This window comes from Bacillus pumilus, assembly GCF_038738535.1.
GTDB lineage: Bacteria > Bacillota > Bacilli > Bacillales > Bacillaceae > Bacillus.
Window position 1 is genome coordinate 2,806,152 of record NZ_CP046128.1, and the last position, 18,819, is coordinate 2,824,970.

Here is an 18,819-nt window from a genome sequence, read left to right on the forward strand (position 1 = left end):
AACTAATGAATATGTAGGTTATTTTGAAACAATTATTGTGGTTTCACAGTAAATTCGATATAATTTTATTTGGTATTTTAACTTAAAGTTTTTTAGTATAAGTGTTTTTCAATGTCTACGGGGAAAAGGAGAATCGTCATGAAAAATTTAGTCTTGATCGGCGGAGGTTACGGGAATATGCGGGTTCTCCACCGCTTATTGCCAAATCAATTACCTGATGATGTTACTATCACATTAGTTGATCGAAATCCTTACCACTGTTTAAAAACAGAATATTATGCACTCGCTGCTGGAACAATCTCTGATCATCACATCCGAGTATCTTTTCCAGAGCATCCGAAGCTGGATATTCAATATGGGGAAGTAGAAAAAATTGATATTGAAAACAAACAGATCTTATTCAGCGACCGTGAACCCATTCCTTATGACGACACGGTGATTGGACTCGGCTGTGAGGACAAGTATCATAATGTCCCTGGTGCGAAAGAACATACATACAGTATTCAAACCATTGATCAGTCAAGACATACGTATAACAAATTAAACAATTTGGGTGCAGGTGCAACGGTTGGTATCGTCGGTGCTGGACTTAGCGGGGTAGAGCTAGCCAGTGAATTAAGAGAAAGCCGTGCTGATTTAAACATTATTCTTTTTGACCGAGGAGAGCTGATTCTATCAAGCTTCCCAAAAAGATTAAGTTTATATGTGCAAAAGTGGTTTGAAGAAAATGACGTAAAGATCATTAACTGTGCCAATATTACGAAGGTTGAAGAAAGTGTTGTTTACAACCATGATGACGCCATTGAAGCAGAGGTCATCGTATGGACAGCAGGCATTCAGCCAAGCAAAGTGGTACGGGAGATGGATGTTGAAAAAGACGCACAAGGCCGCGTCGTATTAACACCTCATCACAATCTCCCTGGAAATGAGCATGTCTATGTCGTGGGTGATTGCGCAAGCTTGCCGCATGCCCCAAGTGCACAGCTTGCCGAGGCGCAGGCAGAACAAATTGTCCAATCTCTGCAAAAACGCTGGAAAAACGAGCCGCTTCCTGAGGCTTATCCTCAGTTTAAGCTAAAAGGTGTCTTAGGATCTTTAGGGAAAAAAGCCGGCTTTGGCTTAGTAGCAGATCGTCCACTTATTGGCCGTGTACCAAGACTTCTAAAATCCGGACTCCTTTGGATGTACAAGCATCACAATGGCTAACATCATGTGAATTTTTTCTCAAAGCTCCTTCATGACGAGGGAGCTTTTTTTCTATGAAACGGCATGTGCCGATGAACGGGTCAATTTGATCGGAGCAAGGGCAAGGATGCTGTCTTTACGAAAGGTTCTCATCGTCTTTTTCGATAAACAATACGCTTGGATAAGCTGGTCTGTTTGACGGTGGACAATGATTTTACGCTTCGTGCACTCTCCGTTTTTCTTCATATAAATCATCTCAATTGGTAATTGCTGATGAAGAGATTGTTTCAGTAAATAATTCATAATGCTCACGCTCCTTTCATTTGATTATAATCGAACAAGCGTTCCTTTTCAACCTAAAAAGGAACGCTTGTTCTGTTTGTTTTCTCAAAAAAAGAACAGTTTATTCACTGCTCTCCTTGTATCCGTATTTCTCCATTTCTTGATAAATGTCTTTTAATTTTGGATTGCCCTCTCCAACAATTTGATTCTCCACTAAGACAAGCGGATAAAAGAATTCATCATCAAGAATTCGTTCAGATAATTCTTTTTGGCGTTCGTTTTCTGGCGGGTGCTCAATATCAATATATGTGATGCGAAACGGCTGATTCGGATATTTTCGTTTTAACGCTGCATCTAACCACTCAAATGTGTCTTTTGAAGAAGGCAGATTCACGCAGCTAGCGCACAGTACATCTCTTCCATATACATAAAGATCAACGGTTTGATTCATTTGGCAAGCCCCCTATTCTTTCTTTATTTTAGCTGAATTTTCTGTATGAAAAAAGTCAAAATCACTTTTTGTTTCAAGATGAGATTGTGCTATAATGAGAAGGAAACTTTGAAACCAATCAATAGATTTTTATCGTCCAGATGAATATAATGGTGATATGTTGTGAAAGGAGCGATTATATCTAATGACTGAAGTCGAAATGAAAGACCAAGTACAGGAAGTACTGGACAAACTTCGTCCATTTCTATTACGTGATGGTGGAGACTGTGAGCTTGTAGACATTGAAGATGGCATTGTGAAATTACGTCTTCTTGGTGCATGCGGCAGCTGCCCAAGTTCAACCATTACATTGAAAGCCGGTATTGAACGCGCATTATTAGAAGAAGTGCCTGGCGTTGTAGAAGTTGAACAGGTTTTCTAATTCATATATGACATGAAAACGACCCGAATTCGGGTCGTTTTTTTCATTATTAACTTAACTTCTCTCTAAACCAGTCCTTCATAAAGGTCAGTCTTTGAATACGCTGCCCCGGATGGCCGCTTCTGGATAAATCATGAGATGCCTTCGGGAATTTGACGAGCCTTGTGTCTTTCCCAAGCTCCTTCAGTGCTACAAAAAGCTGTTCTGCTTGATCAACTGGGCAGCGATAGTCTTCATCGCTGTGCAAGATGAGAAGCGGCGTCTTCACCTGCTTCACATACTTTAGCGGCGAACGATCCCATAGCTTATCGGCCGAATCATAAATATCCCCATCAATCTGCCATCTTGTGAAGTAATAACCGATGTCACTAATGCCATAAAAGCTAATCCAGTTTGAAATGGACCGCTGTGTGACGGCTGCGCGAAAGCGGTCGGTTTGCCCGACAATCCAGTTGGTCATAAAACCGCCATAGCTGCCGCCTGTTACTCCGAGCCTCGTTTCATCAAGGAAATCATAGGCTTTGAGCACATGATCAACAGCCTGCATGACATCCTTATAATCAACGCCACCATAGCTTCCTCTCACACGGTCGCTAAACATCTGTCCGTATCCATGACTGCCATGAGGATTGATATACACGATGGCATAGCCTTCAGCAGCGAGCATTTGAAATTCATGAAAATACGTATAACCATACATCGCATGCGGTCCACCATGAATCTCTAAAATGAGCGGATATTTCTTCCCGTCTTCCATTTGGGAAGGCTTCATAAACCAGCCATGCACCTCATCACCTTCTTTTGACTGAAACGAAAATGGCTCTGGTACCGATAGGACATGCTCCTTAAGAAAGGTGTCATGCTCGAACGTGATTTGCTTTAGATCCGCCTCCCCTAATGTCAGCTCATACAGCTCACTTGGTGAAACGTGCGTAAGCCGGCTGAGCAGCAATTTGGATTCATCTGGATGAAGGCTGAAGTTTGTAATATGTTCTTCCTCTAATCGAACAGGATAGGCTAAGCCTTCAACGGAGAAATAATAAATCCCTGTACTGCCTTGATCAGAAACAAGCGCATAAAATCCCAGGCTATCCTTTGTCCACTGCGGAAGCTGATTGGCTTCGCCCATGACGCTATCTCCTGCCATACAGTTGCCCACATACATATCAAGCATTTCTGACAGCTGAACTACTTTTTCTACCTTCAGATCATACAGCCATAATGCTGGGAAGGTAGCATTTTGAAATTCGCGCTCATGTCCGATATACACGAGGCTCTCTCCATTTGGAGAAAAAGACACGGTGGAATAAGCGCCAGCTGATTGTGTGATTTTCTTTGTCGTACTGTCCTCTAATGACAGGAGGCACACGTCACTTATGTAAGGTATCTGAGGATTTGATTGAATATAGGCAAGCCATTTCCCGCACGGAGAGACCGTGTGACTCACATGATGATGATGCCCGCTCGTGACAGCCTCTACCTCTCCTGAGTGGGTATCCACTTGAATGATCTGCGTGAAACGCCCATCTAAATAACCTCTGCCATCAGCTTTATAGGTCAAATCATCATATACCGCAGGAGCGAAATCATCTCGCTCTTCCTTTTTTTCATCATGAACAGATTCTGATTGTTTCAGTGACACAGCCGCATAAATGAAAGCTCCATCTGGTGAAAAGACAGGATGAGATACCCCGTATGGAATCGCCGTTAAGGTGCGCACACCGCCTCCCTGACTCTGAATCAGTGCCAGCTGAGGAACTTCCTTTGGCTTTTGCAAAATAAAAGCAAGCTGCCTGCTGTCTTTTGACCACACTGGCTGATGATGCTTTCCATCCTCAAATGTCCATTGTGACAGCTCCTCTGTCTCTTCATCTCGAACCCATAAATGGATGTTGTAATCATCTTTTTTCTCATTCACCGTGACTTTTGTAAAAACCGCCTTTTTTCCATCTGGTGAATAAACCGGATGAGAAACAGAAACAATCTTCGTTAAATCTTCTGCCGTCATCAATTTCTTCATGAATGTATCTCCCCCTTTTACGCATAAAAAATAGTTCGATCCTCTAAATAATAATCCCTGCTTCATCCTATAAAAACAAGGATAAAAAAAAGAACGTGCATTTTTACAGCACGTTCTTTACTTGATTGACAGGATCATGCTCCACGACAACACCTTCTACCGGTACCGTCAGCAAATCTACTTCGCAATGCGGGAAGTTTTGGGCAAGCTGCTTTTTCAGCGCTTCTCCCTTCCCTTTTTCAACTAAGGTTAAGATCGTCGGTCCAGCACCGCTTAATGCCGTTCCATACGCTCCTTTTAGCGAAGCGACATGCTCTACCTTCGACAGCTCTGGGACGAGCATTGTGCGGTAAGGCTGATGAAATAAATCCTTATTCATCATTTCTCCAACAAGCGGCCAGTTCTGCGTCATTAATGCCGCTACAAGCACGTTGCTCACAGCACTCGCACTGACAGCATGTTTATAGGAAAGATCCTCTGGCAGGACATCACGGGCATCCTTTGTCAGCACTTCATAAAAAGGAATCACGACGACAACATCTATATCCACATGCTGCACTTTGACGGCATGTGTCTTGTCTTCTTCATGAAGACCAATCAGTAAACCGCCGAATAAAGAAGCACCCGCATTATCTGGATGACCTTCTACCTCACTTGCAAAAAAGAGCTTTTGATCATCTGTCATATTTAATTCGAGAAGCTGATTGGCCAGCTCAATGGCTGCCACAATTGCAGCAGCACTGCTTCCCAGCCCCCGTGCCAATGGAATATCACTCCACACTTTGACATAAACAGGCGGGAGTGTTTTTCCAAAGTGATCTGCGACCTTTTTGGCTGTTTGATAAATTAGGTTGTCGGTGCCTGATGGAATCCCGGACACGACATCTGTTTCTGCTTCAAACAGCCAGCTATCATGGTCATAGACCGATAGCTTTAAATAGCGGCTGAGCGCCATTCCAACTGAATCAAAGCCTGGTCCTAAATTGGCAGTGCTTCCCGGTACTGTGATTGTAAAAAGCATGGAGGCTTTACTCATACGCGCGCGGCCTTTTCTAAGTGTTCAAGAATTTGATCTTCATCTGCATCGAGTGTGACCGGCTTGATTTGTGAAATATCAATTGCCGTATTCGGATCTTTCAATCCGTTGCCTGTTAATACCGCAACAACTTTACTGCCTGGCTTGATTTCTCCGGATTTCACCTGCTTTAGCACACCTGCGATAGACGCACAAGAGCCCGGTTCTGCAAACACGCCTTCTTCACGTGCAATCAATTGATATGCATGAAGAATTTCCTCGTCAGTCACTTCATCAATCTTTCCGTTTGATTCATCTGCGGCTGCCACAGCTTGCTTCCAGCTCGCTGGATTTCCGATACGGATGGCAGTTGCCACTGTTTCTGGCTGTTCAATCACTTCATTTCGTACGATTGCTGCTGCACCTTCTGCTTCAAAGCCGCGCATGACTGGCAGTCCAGTTCCTTTTTTCTCATGGTATTCCTTGAAGCCTTTCCAGTAGGCGGTGATGTTCCCTGCATTTCCAACAGGAATCGCCAGTACGTCCGGGGCCGAGCCTAGCTGCTCACAGATTTCAAATGCCGCAGTTTTTTGTCCTTCAATTCGGTACGGATTGACAGAGTTAACGAGAGCAATCGGCGCTTTTTCACAGATGCTGCGGACGATTTTCAGCGCATCATCAAAGTTGCCGTCAATCGCAATGATCTCTGCTCCGTACATCACAGCCTGTGCAAGCTTCCCGAAGGCAATTTTCCCGTCTGGAATGATGACGATACATTTCATATCAGCACGGGCTGCATAAGCCGCTGCCGCCGCAGAGGTATTCCCTGTCGAAGCACACATGATCGTATCATTGCCTTCTTCTTTTGCCTTTGCAACAGCCATGACCATTCCACGATCCTTGAAAGAGCCTGTTGGATTGACGCCTTCTGTTTTCACATGAAGCTCAATCCCCAGCTTTTCCGAAAGTTTGGCAAGGTGGATCAGCGGTGTATTCCCTTCATTTAATGTTAGTTTTGGTGTTGATTCGTTTACTGGTAAGAATTCTTGGAATTCCTCAATAAGTCCATTCCACTTCATCAGCTTAAACCGTTCCCTTCTACTCGGTACGTGCTCTTCACTTGAACCACCACGTCGAGATCGTTTAATTTTTGCAGGATATTTGAGAAATCTTCTTCTGAGGTCCGGTGTGTAATAATCACAATTTCAGCCAGCTCATCATGCCCTTTCACAGGAAGCTGAAGGATCTTTTCAAAGCTGATGCCTCTTTCAGAAAAAATAGATGTAATGCGGGAGAATGCCCCGACTTGATCTCTGACATGAATTCTTAAGAATTGCTGAGCAAATACTTCCGATGGCGATTTGATCTTTTTCTCAAACTGCGGTGCGATAAATCCGCTTCCGTTCACGCCAAGGCGCATGTTTTTCATCACTGCGACTAAGTCTGATACAACAGCTGTTGCCGTTGGGAGACTTCCTGCTCCAGGGCCGTAAAACATCGTTTCTCCTACAGCACTTCCATAGACATACACCGCATTGAATTCATTGTTGACCGATGATAGCGGATGGTGATCAGGGAGTAAGGTTGGCTGGACACTGACTTCCACTTTCTCTCCGTCCCGCTGGGCAATTCCGATCAGCTTCATTGTGTAGCCAAATCGTTTACTGAAATTAATGTCTTCATCAGAAACGTCAGAGATGCCTCTGACCTTCACATCCTCTAATTCCACATTCATGGAAAAACCGAGTCTTGCAAGAATCGCCATTTTCCTTGCTGCATCAAGTCCTTCTACATCAGCTGTCGGGTCTGCTTCTGCAAAGCCAAGATCCTGCGCTTCTTTTAAGACATCTTCATATGCGCTTTTATCGACGTTCATTTTCGTTAAAATAAAATTCGTTGTACCGTTCACAATCCCCATCATCTTCGTAATTCGGTCAGAGGCCAATCCTTCCTCCAGCGTACGCAGAATCGGAATTCCTCCGGCGACACTTGCTTCATAATAAAGATCACAGCCATTTTCTTTCGCAACATGTAAAAGCTCTGTTCCGTAAAGCGCCATTAAATCTTTATTGGCTGTAATGACATGCTTCTTCTCATTTAACGCATCTATTAAATATTGTTTTGTCTCTTCAATGCCGCCCATCACTTCAATAATGACGTCGACCTCTGGATCTCTAATCACATCGTATACTTCAGTTGTGAAGACCTCTCTTGCCACATCCACATCTCTCTTTTTATCGGGATTGCTCACAAGCACTTTTTGTATTAATACCGGACAGCCGATCTGGTGCATTAATTTATCCTGGTGATCTTGGATAATCTTGACGACACCGCTCCCCACTGTTCCTAATCCTAATAGTCCAACTCGAATTGCCTTCACCTGAAATTCCACCTTTCTCCGTCAATGTCCTCTCTAAAAAGACATTTGTTAACCTAACACAGACATTCAATGTACACACATTATAAAGGGGTATCCTCATTTTGACAAGGTAATAAAATAAGAGATTGTCAGAATGAAACCGCTTAACAGCTATTTATATCAAGATTCTATATTTTCAAAATATTTTTGTCAGAAAAGCTCCCGAAACTCAGGGAGCCTTATATGATGAACGAACCGGCGTTTTGGCTTGCTGACCTTGTAAGATAAGCGCAATATTTTCAGCACACAAACGCATCATCGTTTTTCTCGTTTCGACACTTGCACTTCCAATATGAGGGAGAACCGTGACGTTAGATAATGTTGTTAACGGATGAGACGGGCTGACAGGCTCCTGTCTAAATACATCCAGACCGGCTCCGGCAATTTTTCCTGTCGTGACCGCCTCATATAAAGCATCCTCATCCACAGTCTGTCCTCTTGATACATTAATAAAATAGGCTGAGTTCTTCATCAGATCAAATGCTTTTTCATTAAACATGTCTTTTGTTTCCGGGGTTAAAGGGGTCAGACAGACGATGAAATCAGACTGCGTAAGCAGTTCCTCAAATGGCGCATAAGTCACGCCGAGCTGCGCTTCTGCCTCTGGCTTTCTTGACCGGTTATGGTACAGCACCTTCATGTCAAAGCCTGCTGCCCGCTTGGCAAGCGCTGTTCCGATGCTGCCCATGCCAACAATTCCAAGGGTTTTGTGATGAATATCAGCGCCGGCAAGAAGAAGAGGCCCCCAGCCTGTCCAATTTCCTTCCTTAATCCAATCACTCGCCTCGACAATCCGTCTAGCTGACGCCATCAGAAGGGCAAAGGCTAAATCAGCCGTGGATTCTGTTAATACATCCGGTGTATGACAAATAGTGATATTGCGCTTTTCAGCGGCCTCAAGATCAATATTGTCATAGCCAACAGCAAGGTTTGCGATCACCTTAACATTTGGAGTTTTTGATAAAAGGGCTTCATCTACTTGATCTGACAGCATGGTGAGAAGCGCATCCGCTTGAGCTGCTTGTTTTTCTAATTCTTCTCTTGGACATGGCTCATCCTCGCTCGGCCACATCTCAATATGAGCGACTTCTTTTAATGGTGTAAGTGATGCTTCATCCAGCTTTCTTGTGATATAGACATAAGGTTTCGGCAAGAAGAACACTCCTTTGATTGATTTCTTTAAGCATAACGAAAAACGCCTCAAGAGAAAAGAGACGTTTCATCTGTTCACTGAAACTTCAAATCCGTGGACCTGTGATCCAGCCAACTGCCGGTATCGGGCTCTCGCCGCTTCGCATGGCACTCATTTCTTGAAAGACCTTCAGAAAGTATTCATAGCGATTGGCATCATTTAGGACGTAATCTAACCGCTCTTCATAATATGATTTTTCATTTTCTCCTGACATGTAGTAGCCTTCCACAATTTCAAAATAATGAAGCGGGAACAACAAGCGGCTGTATAACAAACGCTTAGAAAAGGAAGAAAGAGGTGTCACCTGCTCATATTGATGAAGAAAGGAGAAGCCTTCTTCAATTAAATCTTCCTTATGCTGCACAAAGGTTTCTCTTAAGTATTCGGCAATATCTCGGGTTGGATGATCAAAGACCCAATCTACAGGTAAACGAAGCGGCTGCTCATGCGGCCAAGTCCTCCGCGAAAAACGCTGGTGGCAGACAGTGCCCGAGTCACATTCCCTCGGTTCATCATCCAGCTCAGTATCCACTAAATATTGAATGGCGTTTTCCGTTAATCCAAGATAATACGGAAAGGATTCGATGAATTTTTTTTCAAATCGTTCCAGTGGTTTTTGGTGCATTTGCTGCATCCAAAAGCCTTCAAGCTGATCTAACCGTTTTGCCCACAATTCCTTCCAGGCTCCCACACGTTTTGTTTCAGATACCTCATATGGAAATCCTCTTCCCCTGACATGAAAGGCCGCCAGCTCTGATGCCTGCTGAAACGATCTGCTTGAGATCGGCGGTGCTGCCTTTAATAAAGCATACAGCTCCTTTCCATGAGTAAAGGTGGGCTTCTCTTCATTTGTTAATTCAAACACAGCGACGTATGGGTCTCCGGCATTCAGTAAATACTGACTGATATGATACAGCTCTGTGAGTTCTTCTTCTCGCAAATGAGACACAGGAACAATGATAAAGAGAGCCTCCGACGTTTGAAAGCTCTGATAACTGCCATATGGCATAAATTGACGCACATCAATACCAAATGTGTGATAAATGGTTTCTTTCATGTTTTCACCTGCGTTCATATGATCGTCTCTTATCATATCGTAGTCGCAGGTTGAGGGATTTATGAATACTATTTACTATCCGAAGCTTTTTACACGTTGTGGACCAAATTACGAGGATTGGGTGAGGAATATATGCCGCATCATCATGAGATGAACGAAGTAGAAAAAACAGCAAGACGCCGTTTACAAGAACGAGGCGTATCCATTCAAGATATAGCAGACCTTGTCTACTTTTTACAGGAAAAATATCATCCTGGCTTAGACATGTCAGAATGCATCCACAATGTGGAGCGTGTCATCGCAAAACGAGAAGTCCAAAATGCGATATTAACAGGCGTCGAACTAGACGTACTAGCCGAGCAAAAAAAGCTAACCGAGCCGCTTCAGTCCATTTTAGAAACAGACGAAAGCCTGTATGGTGTTGATGAAATTCTATCCTTTGCTATCGTCAATATTTATGGTTCGATCGGCTTTACGAATTACGGATATATCGATAAAGAAAAACCAGGGATTCTCGGGAAACTCAATGATAAATCCACAGGCGAGTGCCACACCTTTTTAGATGACATTGTCGGCGCCATTGCTGCTGCAGCATCAAGCAGGCTTGCACATAGTACGAGAAATGCGGAATAAAGCAAAAAAGAGGACGCGCGCGTAACGCTTGTCCTCTTTTTTTTATGATAATCGCTCAATCCACTCGGTTAATGAATCAATGACATAGGTTGGCTGTTTGTCATACTTCTGAAGCAGTTCTTTTGTTGTCACGCCTGTATGAACGAGTAATGTGTCCATTCCTGCATTCATCCCTGCCATAATATCCGTATCATAGTTATCACCCACCATAAGCGTCTCAGACAGATCGGTCCCGAGCACCCTCATCGCTTGTTCCATGATGATGGATTCTGGCTTCCCGATAAACGTTGGCTGGACCGTAGTGGTGACGGTCAGCACAGATGTTAATGAGCCGTTCCCTGGCAGAAGCCCTCTTTCTGTTGGTATGGCGATGTCTCCATTTGTTGAGACAAATTGTGCGCCTTGACGGATGGCAATCGCACCTACTGCGAATTTTTCATATGTAATGTCTCGGTCAATTCCAACAACAACGAAATCAGCGTCTTCCTGACCGAACATTAGCCCTTTTTCTTCAATGGCCTGCTTGATTCCTTCTTCACCGATGACGTAAACAGACGCGTCTTTCTTTTGCTCGGCAATATAATTGGCTGTCGCCATACTTGTTGTAAAGACTTGTTCTTCAGTTGCTGGAATATCGAATGAAACAAGCTTTTCTGCTACCTGCTTCGGCGTGCGTGACGAGTTATTCGTGACAAACAAGTAAGGAATGTTTAGCTCATTTAACTTTTGAACAAATTGACCTGCTTCTTCGATCTTTTCTGTTCCTTTATACATTGTTCCGTCTAAATCAATTAAGTAGCCTTTGTATTTCATGATGCTCACAACTCCAATGGATTATTTAAACGCTGATACTGGGCCAAGCTCCTGCTCCAAGTAGGTACGGATGCGGCTTGGGAAAACCTCTAGCGCATGCTCAACCTCGCTGATCACCTGCAGCAAGTCGTGATGAACCACTTCCTGGTATTGCTGCACAAGTGTTTTGCGGCACGAGACAAGCTTTTTCAGCTGACTGCCTTCCTCTTCGGGTACAACCTTTTCATCAACAAGAATATCCATGATGTCATCATAGCTTCCTGGATCACGCATAATAAAGCCATCAATCATATCATTTCCCGTATCAAGAATACATTCGACAAGCAAATGAACAATTCGTTCCAGCGCTTTTTTCTCTAGTGGACTTGTCCATGTTTGATGACTGCGCATCAACTCATATTGCTCCTCGAAAAAACGCAATGTCTCTTCAATTTTTTTTCTGTCTACGAAATACATCATGACGCTCCCCTTTGCGTTATTTTCTGATTCGTTTTAAGACAAAATAGGCACAGCCAAAATTACAGTATTCATAAATGTATTCATCGAGTGTGCTGATTTTTGTATCAAATGTGGCCTTTTGGTTTTGGTCATCAAAGAACCCCTTCAGTCTCAGCTGATTGTAGCCCCAGTCCCCCACAATATAATCATACTTATTTAAAATATCTGAGTACCTTGCTTTAAACGCTTCTTCATCAAAACCGTCTTTAATATCTCTTACAAGATCAAAAGTAGCATTCTGAATGACGATCATCTTCTCACCTCTTTTTAAACGATCCATCTTTAATGATAATTCATTGGAAGAACTCCATCAATTGCTAAAGCATGTTTTTTCCGTTTTAGCCGAAGCTAAAGAAAAAAGGAGGTCACATTTATGAAGAAACAACTGACAGCCGCGATTCTCCTCAGCATGCTTTTAGGCGGGTGCGGCTTTCAATCAGGTATGAACCGGCAAGTGGATGAAGATTCTTCAAGTAAAACCATCCGTCTATCGGATCGTCATGAAGGAAATAATTCCAACATGCCAGAAGCAGACACAAACAGAGCAGGATATGTTCGTTATCAGCGCCAGCAAGTAACGGATCAGAAAGAAAGAACACCTGCTTTAAATCGCGAGCATCTTGCCCACGTCATTACAAGTTTAACTGTGCAGCTCCCAAACATCAAAGATGCAGCCACACTTGTGACAGATGAGGATGCACTGATTGTATATCGAACAGGAAACAAAAACCGGGATGAATCTGCCGATCAAGTAAAGAAAACGGCGGTTTCTGTACTCCCTCGTTATTATCATGTATACGTCTCTGATAATCCAGAGCACTTTCAATCCATTGCCAATTTTTCACGTCTTCAAACCAATTCACGTGATTTTGATCAAATTTTAACCAAAACGATTCAACAAATGAAATATTCCCCTCAAGGTGGAGATATTTCTACGAAAGAAGATGCAAATGGTATGACGAATTCCGACCGTACCATGAGAAGAAACGCCCCTTACGGCCAAAATTAATATGAGAAAAAACGCCAGAGAGCTCTGGCGTTTTCTTTGTTATGCTTGCGCCTGACGCTTTTTAGACGCTTCGTTTACTTGTTCATCTGCATGGTAGGAAGAGCGCACAAGCGGCCCAGCTTCACAATGGCTAAAGCCTTTTGACATCGCAATTTCCTTCAGCTCTGCAAACTCATCCGGATGGTAGTATTTTTGAACTTTCAAATGCTTTTTCGAAGGTTGTAAATACTGACCAATCGCCATAATATCCACGTTGCTCGCAAGAAGATCATCCATGACTTCAATGATTTCTTCCTTCGTTTCACCTAGTCCAATCATAATGCTTGATTTCGTTGGAATGTCGGGCTGCATTTCTTTTGCGCGGCGCAAGAATTCTAATGAACGATCATATGTAGCACGCGCACGAACCCTTGGCGTTAATCTGCGAACTGTTTCAATATTGTGATTTAAAATGTCAGGACGTGTGTCCATTAACGTCTTCAAATTATCGTAATTGCCGCCCATGTCTGAAGGGAGAACTTCAATTGTCGTAAATGGGCTTTTTCTTCTAATTGCACGAACGGTTTCAGCAAACACACCTGCTCCGCCATCCTTTTGGTCATCCCTTGCAACCGCTGTTATGACAGCATGCTTTAAGTTCATCAAAGCCACTGAATCTGCCACGCGTTCTGGCTCTTGCAGGTCAAGCTCAGTTGGGAGTCCAGTTTTTACCGCACAGAAACGGCATGCGCGCGTACAAACAGATCCAAGGATCATAAATGTAGCGGTTCTTCTCACCGCCCAGCATTCATGAATATTCGGACATTTTGCTTCCTCACAAACGGTATTCAGGTTGTTTTCCCGCATCATTTTTTTCAAACCGGTATAGTTTTCATTCGTATTCAGCTTAATTTTAAGCCAGTCCGGTTTTCTTACGTGCTCTTCCTTCTTTGCCAATTCCATCATCTCCATATGAATTCGTTAAAGGTGCATCTACAAAAATCTTCCTGCTATATACGATGGATGCAGCTAAGAAGCTGCAAAAAATTGAATCTTCGGCCTAAAGCCTTTTCTTTAGACACTTTAACATAGTACAGATTGAACAACAAGGGAATGAGCTGCAAAAATACCCAAAAGCCTCCTAAAAAAATCAGAAGAAAATTACTAACATTTTCTTCTTATGAAATAGGGTGATCTAACCACACTAAACGGTAGAAGACGATGCTTGATGAAAGGAGATGGACGTTTGTGAAAGTGGTTTTAGCCATCATGATCGCTCTTTCAATGCTCCCTTTACCTGTTCATGCACAAGGGGAAGGCAAGCAGCCAGATGTACTGAAGCAGCGAATGGCACTATACGAAAAAGTCGCCATCACGACACAGGTTCCATGGTATGTACTTGCTGCGGTTGATCAGTATGAGCACAATATTCGAAAAAGCAGAAGAGATTTACCGAAACAAAAAGGCATCATTGGTATCTACATTCCCCGGGAAATGTGGATCGGCCCTGAAAACCCGAATCAGCAGGATACCTCTCCTTTAAGCATTAAAGTGTTTGATGGAATTGGACTTGATGGAAACGGGGATGGAAAAGCGAACAGCGATGACGATGAGGATGTATTATTCACGTTTGCTCAATACTTGCTTCACTACGGCAGCAGCATTGATCAATTAAAAATTGCTTTATGGGACTATTATGGACGAGATCAAACCGTTGGAATTATTTCATCTTTTATGAAGCTATTTCAGCACTACGGCCATCTTGACCTCGGAAAGCATGCCTTCCCTCTTCCGGTCGGAGCTGACTACAGCTACCGGAGTACATGGGGAGATGCGAGAGGGTTTGGCGGCAGAAGAATTCATGAGGGCACGGATTTATTTGCCCATTATGGACTTCCCGTTCGTGCGACATCGTATGGCGTGATTGAAATGAAAGGCTGGAACCGCTTTGGCGGCTGGCGGATTGGTATTCGAGACATTCATAATCATTATCATTACTTCGCTCATTTAAATGGCTTTGCAAAAGGACTCAAAACAGGTCAAATTGTTGAACCCGGACAGGTCATTGGATCTGTCGGAAGCTCCGGTTATGGCCCCCCAGGCACAGCAGGAAAATTTCCGCCGCATCTTCACTATGGCATGTATAAAGACAACGGCAGAACTGAATGGTCATTTGATCCATACCCTCATTTAAGGGCGTGGGAAAGAGCTGAGCGGAAACGCAAATAAAAAAACAGCCCAATCATTCCTTGGGCTGTTTTTCATTATTCTTTCTTCTCCTTTTTCTCTGGGAGAACAATCGATGGAGCGCCTGAGTTTGTTCCGCTGCCATTGTAATAATCTGGTACGTCCCCTTGAACGGCTTGTATGGAGACGGGAACTGAGTTCTTGACCACGATTGTTTCAGATGCAAACGGGATGATGACTCTCACCTTGACTTCGATTAGAACACTAATATCAATTAAGGCATTATTGATGCCATAGGGCTTAATGTTTTTTTCAACGTCCGTATGCGGGTCACCAATGACACTAAAGCGTACAGGCACTTTTGGCCCTAGATTGGCGATGAGTGCATTTCCGGACGCTTGCCCAAGCGGAATGTTATATATAATGCCGTCATGTCCATCTGTTTGATCCTTTAACGCTTCTTTTGCCTCTTTTTGAAAGTTCCCCTTTTCAATGTCCTCTAAATTTTTTTGAAGATGACGTGACAGGTCAGCCATTGCTTTCGATGTTGCCTGCGCATTAAAATCGATGGTCGTTACTTTTCCGTTCTCACTTGTATTCATGACCACCATATCCTTCATATTCTCCTGATCGTCTGCAAAGTCTTGAACAGAATATTGGATCAGATGATTAGCGATACGCTCTGTTTCTAGTTCAGCAATGTGAATAAGGGTTGGTTTAATTGAACGGTTAATAAAAAATAGACTAATGACGGTTGAGAGTACAAAGAATAAGATTGCAAGCAGCATGACGTATCGAAATGGCAAAGGGCCCTTTTTATAGGGGCGATAACGGCGGTTCATTCTCAATAAAAAATCCCCCCTTCTCCACTACAAGTGTATGCAGACAGGCGGGGGGATAGGAATCATCTATCCATTTTATTTCACCATTTTTAATAATGCGTCTCTTCCATTGGTTCCAGCTGTAATGCCTAGCGCTTCTGCGGCGTATGTCACAGATTCTAAAGGGGCATCAAGCAATTGCTCAATGGTTCTCACACCAACTGCTCTCCCTGCGATAATTCCTCTATCTGCAAGCTTTTCATTTAAGAGCCCGACATCCAGTGCACCGCACATAATATACCCATGTTCATTTGTTACCGCCATAAAATTCGTCTTCGGCAGTTTGACGGTGACGGCTGTAAAGGAATGTCCATCAATTTTAATAGGTGTTAAATTCACCAAATCCCTTCACTCCTCTCATCACAATCTATGTGACAAGAGGGCGAGTGTTGTTAGGCTAAAGCGGATTTCATGTGGTTTCCTTCAGGCGCCAAGTAAGCACATCACGTAGAAATTCCGGCATGAAATATTCAATGTGTTCATGGTCACGGATATGAGGAAATAGAGAGCCTAATGTATACATATCGACTGTGCCAACCGTATAGGAAGCGTCCTTTTTGATCAATTGATCATGTACAAAGACATCCTTTACCCGTTTGGTTTCGCCTTCTTCTACTGTATAGGTGAGGCCGCTATACAGCATTTTCCCCATCAGCTCACCTCTAAAGCCGAAGCCCTTGATGCGCAGCTGTTCCATTTTTTCTTCACAGGCACGCCGAACGGTTTCGATGAGCTGTTGACCGGTAAGCGTCACCCGAATGGGATTAATGGGATGCGGGCAGATTCGGTGGACTTCTTCTCTTGTCACGATTCCTGCCTCTAATGAATCAAGCACCATACCTGCATTCATCATGCCGATATCTGCCCCGCACCAATCTTTAATGGCATCTGTTAAGAGCTGCGGAAGCGGGGATTCATCAAACCACTTCGTTTCTAACCTTGACTCAATCGCTGTTACTTTTTCCTGCATGAGGGCTTTGGCTCTTCTTTCTGCTTGCTGTAAGGTAGTGATGGCTTCATCTGATTCACTGATCAGCTGATCCACTGACTGCACCGTTGCTTTTTTCTCGATCAGCTCTTTGCGCGCTATGTCAATTGTCAGCTCGACACAGCCAATATAATGCCCATACTTTTCAGCGCATGCAAGCAGCACCCCATTGTCCATTTCACCCTGCTCTAACAAATGATGCGTGTGTGAGCCTAGGATGATGTCGATGTCAGGAAAATCACGGGCGACCTCCCGATCATGGATGATACCAAGATGGGATAAGAGTACAATGACATCTGCCTGTCCCTTCACTTCCTGCAGTATGTCCCGTATGCTGTCAAACGGATCTGTAATGTCCCAGCCCAGCTTTTCATAGACGGGTGTATACGCAATGGTCACGCCTAAGAGACATATTTTCAGTCCGTTTTCCATTTGGATCATATGATAGGGCTTTGCCCACGATGGCCTTTTGCCTTTCTCAAATAAATTAGACAGAACCACTGGAAATTGTGCATGCTCGTACAATTGATCGAGTTGATCATGAGGCAGCGTAATGCCTTCATTATTTCCAATCGTGACCCCATCATAGCCAAGTTGATTGAGAAGCTTGACGTTTACCTTTCCAAAATCAGCTTCTGACACAAGGTTCACTCGGTCCATATGGTCGCCAATATCAAACAAGAGCATCTGATCGTGAACTTGACGCTTTTCCTCAATATAAGCTGCGATTTTTGGCCAGTTCTCAAAGTGGCTGTGCAAGTCGTTTGTATGATATAACCATAGCTTCTGCAGCATGTTGATCTCTCCCTCAAGTTGTCACTGAACCGTCATTCAGGTTGAAAGCCGCAGCTCTCAATTAACTAAATAAATCTAACTGCTTCGGAGAAAGGCTTGAATACGTAATATCCAGCAAATCAATCATCTGCTGGCCATTCGCCGCTGCATCTCCGCCGGAGTTATTATTAAACACGACATAGACATCTTTTGATTGCTGATGCAGAATGTCGAGATTCTTTTTCCACTCTTTTAATTCAGCTTCATTATATAAATATAAGTATCGCACTTCACGCCAATTCTCATGGTCTGCTGGGTGAAGCCAGCCTTGTTTATTTCTTCCGTGAAAACGGACCAATGTTTTATCACGGTGCGTAGCTTGTATGACTGGCGGAATGGAGCCTTCTCCAACTTGCGGCTCATCACAAACAGAATGAATCCATCCTTCTTTTTCCATAAAGGACAAGGTCTGCTCATAAAATTCATCTGAGAACCATGTGCGGTTACGGAATTCGAGGGCACATGGAATGTCACCCATCTTCTCTTTACACCATCTTAAATAGTGGACGTGCTCTTTTTTGCAATCAAACCATGGTGGAAATTGAAACAAAACCATGGCAAGTTTCCCTTCTCGAATGAGCGGAGTTAATGAAAGAATAAATGCGTCAAACATCTCTTCCTTCGAAGCAAACGGAATTTCGCCCCTCTGATGCCCGGTCATTCCTTGATATGCTTTCACGACAAATTGAAAGGTATCTGGCGTATCCTTGATCCACTTTTCATGATTACGCTCAGGCTGAACCGCATAAAAGCTGGCATCCAGCTCCACAATGGGAAACGTTGACGAATAGTGAAACAGCTTTTGAGCGCTGCCGATTTTCGGCGGATAAAGACTGTCATGGTCTCCCCAGCCAGTTAATCCGATATAAATCATGTTTCTCACCTCTTGCCACTCTCATGTATAGACGGCTTCCTCACATGAAAGCCTTTTTCTCTTGTGATACCCATATTTCTG

The 18,819-nt window shown here is 43.5% G+C and carries 20 protein-coding genes and 1 pseudogene; 5 read left to right on the forward strand and 16 right to left on the reverse strand.

Features of this window, described 5'->3' with window-relative positions:
* The first annotated feature begins 138 nt into the window (after positions 1-138).
* Positions 139-1,206: an NAD(P)/FAD-dependent oxidoreductase gene (locus GKC25_RS14385; RefSeq protein WP_034659868.1), complete on the forward strand. Its 1,068-nt coding sequence runs from the start codon at positions 139-141 to the stop codon at positions 1,204-1,206.
* A gap of 51 nt (positions 1,207-1,257) precedes the next feature.
* Here the strand turns inward: GKC25_RS14385 and GKC25_RS14390 are convergent, their stop codons facing one another.
* Complete coding sequence (locus tag GKC25_RS14390) at positions 1,258-1,488, reverse strand: hypothetical protein (protein ID WP_034659869.1); 231 nt, start codon at positions 1,486-1,488, stop codon at positions 1,258-1,260.
* A gap of 100 nt (positions 1,489-1,588) precedes the next feature.
* The gene (locus GKC25_RS14395; RefSeq protein ID WP_034659870.1) at positions 1,589-1,918 is read right to left on the reverse strand and encodes a YuzD family protein; all 330 of its coding nucleotides are present in this window, start codon (positions 1,916-1,918) and stop codon (positions 1,589-1,591) included.
* Between the two features lie 121 nt (positions 1,919-2,039).
* On the opposite strand from GKC25_RS14395, the pseudogene GKC25_RS14400 reads away from it, so the two are divergent.
* A pseudogene (locus GKC25_RS14400) lies at positions 2,040-2,339 on the forward strand (NifU family protein).
* Between the two features lie 49 nt (positions 2,340-2,388).
* Here GKC25_RS14400 and GKC25_RS14405 read toward each other — a convergent pair.
* The 6 genes from GKC25_RS14405 to yutH all read right to left on the reverse strand — a co-directional run bounded on the left by GKC25_RS14405 (position 2,389) and on the right by yutH (position 10,060).
* A complete protein-coding gene (locus tag GKC25_RS14405; protein WP_187704128.1) occupies positions 2,389-4,359 on the reverse strand; it encodes a S9 family peptidase in 1,971 nt (656 codons plus the stop codon).
* 103 nt (positions 4,360-4,462) lie between these two features.
* The gene (gene thrB / locus GKC25_RS14410) at positions 4,463-5,395 is read right to left on the reverse strand and encodes a homoserine kinase (protein WP_034659872.1); all 933 of its coding nucleotides are present in this window, start codon (positions 5,393-5,395) and stop codon (positions 4,463-4,465) included.
* Positions 5,392-6,453: a threonine synthase gene (gene thrC, locus GKC25_RS14415; RefSeq protein ID WP_024423361.1), complete on the reverse strand. Its 1,062-nt coding sequence runs from the start codon at positions 6,451-6,453 to the stop codon at positions 5,392-5,394. Before thrC ends, thrB begins: the two co-directional genes overlap by 4 nt.
* Positions 6,453-7,754, reverse strand: a complete 1,302-nt coding sequence (locus tag GKC25_RS14420) for a homoserine dehydrogenase (RefSeq protein ID WP_034659873.1) — start codon at positions 7,752-7,754, stop codon at positions 6,453-6,455. Before GKC25_RS14420 ends, thrC begins: the two co-directional genes overlap by 1 nt.
* A gap of 208 nt (positions 7,755-7,962) precedes the next feature.
* Entirely contained in the window at positions 7,963-8,946 is a 984-nt protein-coding gene (locus GKC25_RS14425; RefSeq protein WP_187704129.1) for a 2-hydroxyacid dehydrogenase, read from the reverse strand.
* Positions 8,947-9,031: 85 nt separating this feature from the next.
* Positions 9,032-10,060, reverse strand: coding sequence for a spore coat putative kinase YutH (gene yutH / locus GKC25_RS14430; protein WP_034659875.1), 1,029 nt, complete (start codon positions 10,058-10,060; stop codon positions 9,032-9,034).
* Positions 10,061-10,174: 114 nt separating this feature from the next.
* Here yutH and GKC25_RS14435 point away from each other — a divergent pair, with 114 nt between their 5' ends.
* A complete protein-coding gene (locus tag GKC25_RS14435; RefSeq protein ID WP_034659876.1) occupies positions 10,175-10,675 on the forward strand; it encodes a phosphatidylglycerophosphatase A family protein in 501 nt (166 codons plus the stop codon).
* A 42-nt stretch (positions 10,676-10,717) separates the two neighbouring features.
* Here the strand turns inward: GKC25_RS14435 and GKC25_RS14440 are convergent, their stop codons facing one another.
* Genes GKC25_RS14440 through GKC25_RS14450 form a run of 3 tightly spaced genes read right to left on the reverse strand, consistent with a single transcriptional unit; the run spans position 10,718 to position 12,239 of the window.
* A complete protein-coding gene (locus GKC25_RS14440; protein WP_095285818.1) occupies positions 10,718-11,491 on the reverse strand; it encodes a TIGR01457 family HAD-type hydrolase in 774 nt (257 codons plus the stop codon).
* A gap of 18 nt (positions 11,492-11,509) precedes the next feature.
* Positions 11,510-11,944, reverse strand: coding sequence for a DUF86 domain-containing protein (locus GKC25_RS14445; RefSeq protein WP_034659878.1), 435 nt, complete (start codon positions 11,942-11,944; stop codon positions 11,510-11,512).
* A gap of 19 nt (positions 11,945-11,963) precedes the next feature.
* Positions 11,964-12,239 carry a YutD family protein gene (locus GKC25_RS14450; RefSeq protein WP_003213192.1) on the reverse strand — a complete coding sequence of 92 codons (276 nt, stop codon included), beginning with the start codon at positions 12,237-12,239 and terminating at the stop codon, positions 11,964-11,966.
* A 120-nt stretch (positions 12,240-12,359) separates the two neighbouring features.
* Between GKC25_RS14450 and GKC25_RS14455 the strand changes: the two genes are divergently transcribed.
* Positions 12,360-12,995: a YhcN/YlaJ family sporulation lipoprotein gene (locus tag GKC25_RS14455; RefSeq protein ID WP_034659879.1), complete on the forward strand. Its 636-nt coding sequence runs from the start codon at positions 12,360-12,362 to the stop codon at positions 12,993-12,995.
* Positions 12,996-13,034: 39 nt separating this feature from the next.
* Here the strand turns inward: GKC25_RS14455 and lipA are convergent, their stop codons facing one another.
* A complete protein-coding gene (gene lipA / locus GKC25_RS14460; RefSeq protein ID WP_034660686.1) occupies positions 13,035-13,931 on the reverse strand; it encodes a lipoyl synthase in 897 nt (298 codons plus the stop codon).
* A gap of 327 nt (positions 13,932-14,258) precedes the next feature.
* Here lipA and GKC25_RS14465 point away from each other — a divergent pair, with 327 nt between their 5' ends.
* Positions 14,259-15,203 carry a M23 family metallopeptidase gene (locus tag GKC25_RS14465; protein ID WP_226509505.1) on the forward strand — a complete coding sequence of 315 codons (945 nt, stop codon included), beginning with the start codon at positions 14,259-14,261 and terminating at the stop codon, positions 15,201-15,203.
* Between the two features lie 35 nt (positions 15,204-15,238).
* Here GKC25_RS14465 and yunB read toward each other — a convergent pair whose 3' ends face one another.
* From yunB to GKC25_RS14485, 4 genes are all read right to left on the reverse strand, one after another.
* Positions 15,239-16,003, reverse strand: a complete 765-nt coding sequence (gene yunB / locus GKC25_RS14470) for a sporulation protein YunB (protein ID WP_034282711.1) — start codon at positions 16,001-16,003, stop codon at positions 15,239-15,241.
* Positions 16,004-16,078: 75 nt separating this feature from the next.
* A complete protein-coding gene (locus GKC25_RS14475; RefSeq protein ID WP_034659881.1) occupies positions 16,079-16,384 on the reverse strand; it encodes a YunC family protein in 306 nt (101 codons plus the stop codon).
* 67 nt (positions 16,385-16,451) lie between these two features.
* Positions 16,452-17,825, reverse strand: coding sequence for a bifunctional UDP-sugar hydrolase/5'-nucleotidase (locus tag GKC25_RS14480; RefSeq protein ID WP_342689835.1), 1,374 nt, complete (start codon positions 17,823-17,825; stop codon positions 16,452-16,454).
* A 61-nt stretch (positions 17,826-17,886) separates the two neighbouring features.
* A complete protein-coding gene (locus GKC25_RS14485; protein ID WP_034659883.1) occupies positions 17,887-18,738 on the reverse strand; it encodes a DUF72 domain-containing protein in 852 nt (283 codons plus the stop codon).
* Positions 18,739-18,819 lie beyond the last annotated feature (81 nt).

Excerpts from the sequence above, each read along its gene's own strand:
- GKC25_RS14385 (WP_034659868.1), top strand. The coding sequence starts at position 139 with ATGAAAAATTTAGTCTTGATCGGCGGAGGTTACGGGAATATGCGGGTT.
- GKC25_RS14445 (WP_034659878.1), bottom strand. The coding sequence starts at position 11,944 with ATGTATTTCGTAGACAGAAAAAAAATTGAAGAGACATTGCGTTTTTTC.
- GKC25_RS14485 (WP_034659883.1), bottom strand. The coding sequence starts at position 18,738 with ATGATTTATATCGGATTAACTGGCTGGGGAGACCATGACAGTCTTTAT.
- GKC25_RS14480 (WP_342689835.1), bottom strand. The coding sequence starts at position 17,825 with ATGCTGCAGAAGCTATGGTTATATCATACAAACGACTTGCACAGCCAC.
- GKC25_RS14435 (WP_034659876.1), top strand. The coding sequence starts at position 10,175 with ATGCCGCATCATCATGAGATGAACGAAGTAGAAAAAACAGCAAGACGC.
- GKC25_RS14395 (WP_034659870.1), bottom strand. The coding sequence starts at position 1,918 with ATGAATCAAACCGTTGATCTTTATGTATATGGAAGAGATGTACTGTGC.
- GKC25_RS14465 (WP_226509505.1), top strand. The coding sequence starts at position 14,259 with ATGCTCCCTTTACCTGTTCATGCACAAGGGGAAGGCAAGCAGCCAGAT.
- GKC25_RS14455 (WP_034659879.1), top strand. The coding sequence starts at position 12,360 with ATGAAGAAACAACTGACAGCCGCGATTCTCCTCAGCATGCTTTTAGGC.
- yutH (WP_034659875.1), bottom strand. The coding sequence starts at position 10,060 with ATGAACGCAGGTGAAAACATGAAAGAAACCATTTATCACACATTTGGT.
- GKC25_RS14405 (WP_187704128.1), bottom strand. The coding sequence starts at position 4,359 with ATGAAGAAATTGATGACGGCAGAAGATTTAACGAAGATTGTTTCTGTT.
- GKC25_RS14450 (WP_003213192.1), bottom strand. The coding sequence starts at position 12,239 with ATGATCGTCATTCAGAATGCTACTTTTGATCTTGTAAGAGATATTAAA.
- GKC25_RS14390 (WP_034659869.1), bottom strand. The coding sequence starts at position 1,488 with ATGAATTATTTACTGAAACAATCTCTTCATCAGCAATTACCAATTGAG.
- thrC (WP_024423361.1), bottom strand. The coding sequence starts at position 6,453 with ATGAAGTGGAATGGACTTATTGAGGAATTCCAAGAATTCTTACCAGTA.
- thrB (WP_034659872.1), bottom strand. The coding sequence starts at position 5,395 with ATGAGTAAAGCCTCCATGCTTTTTACAATCACAGTACCGGGAAGCACT.
- yunB (WP_034282711.1), bottom strand. The coding sequence starts at position 16,003 with ATGAACCGCCGTTATCGCCCCTATAAAAAGGGCCCTTTGCCATTTCGA.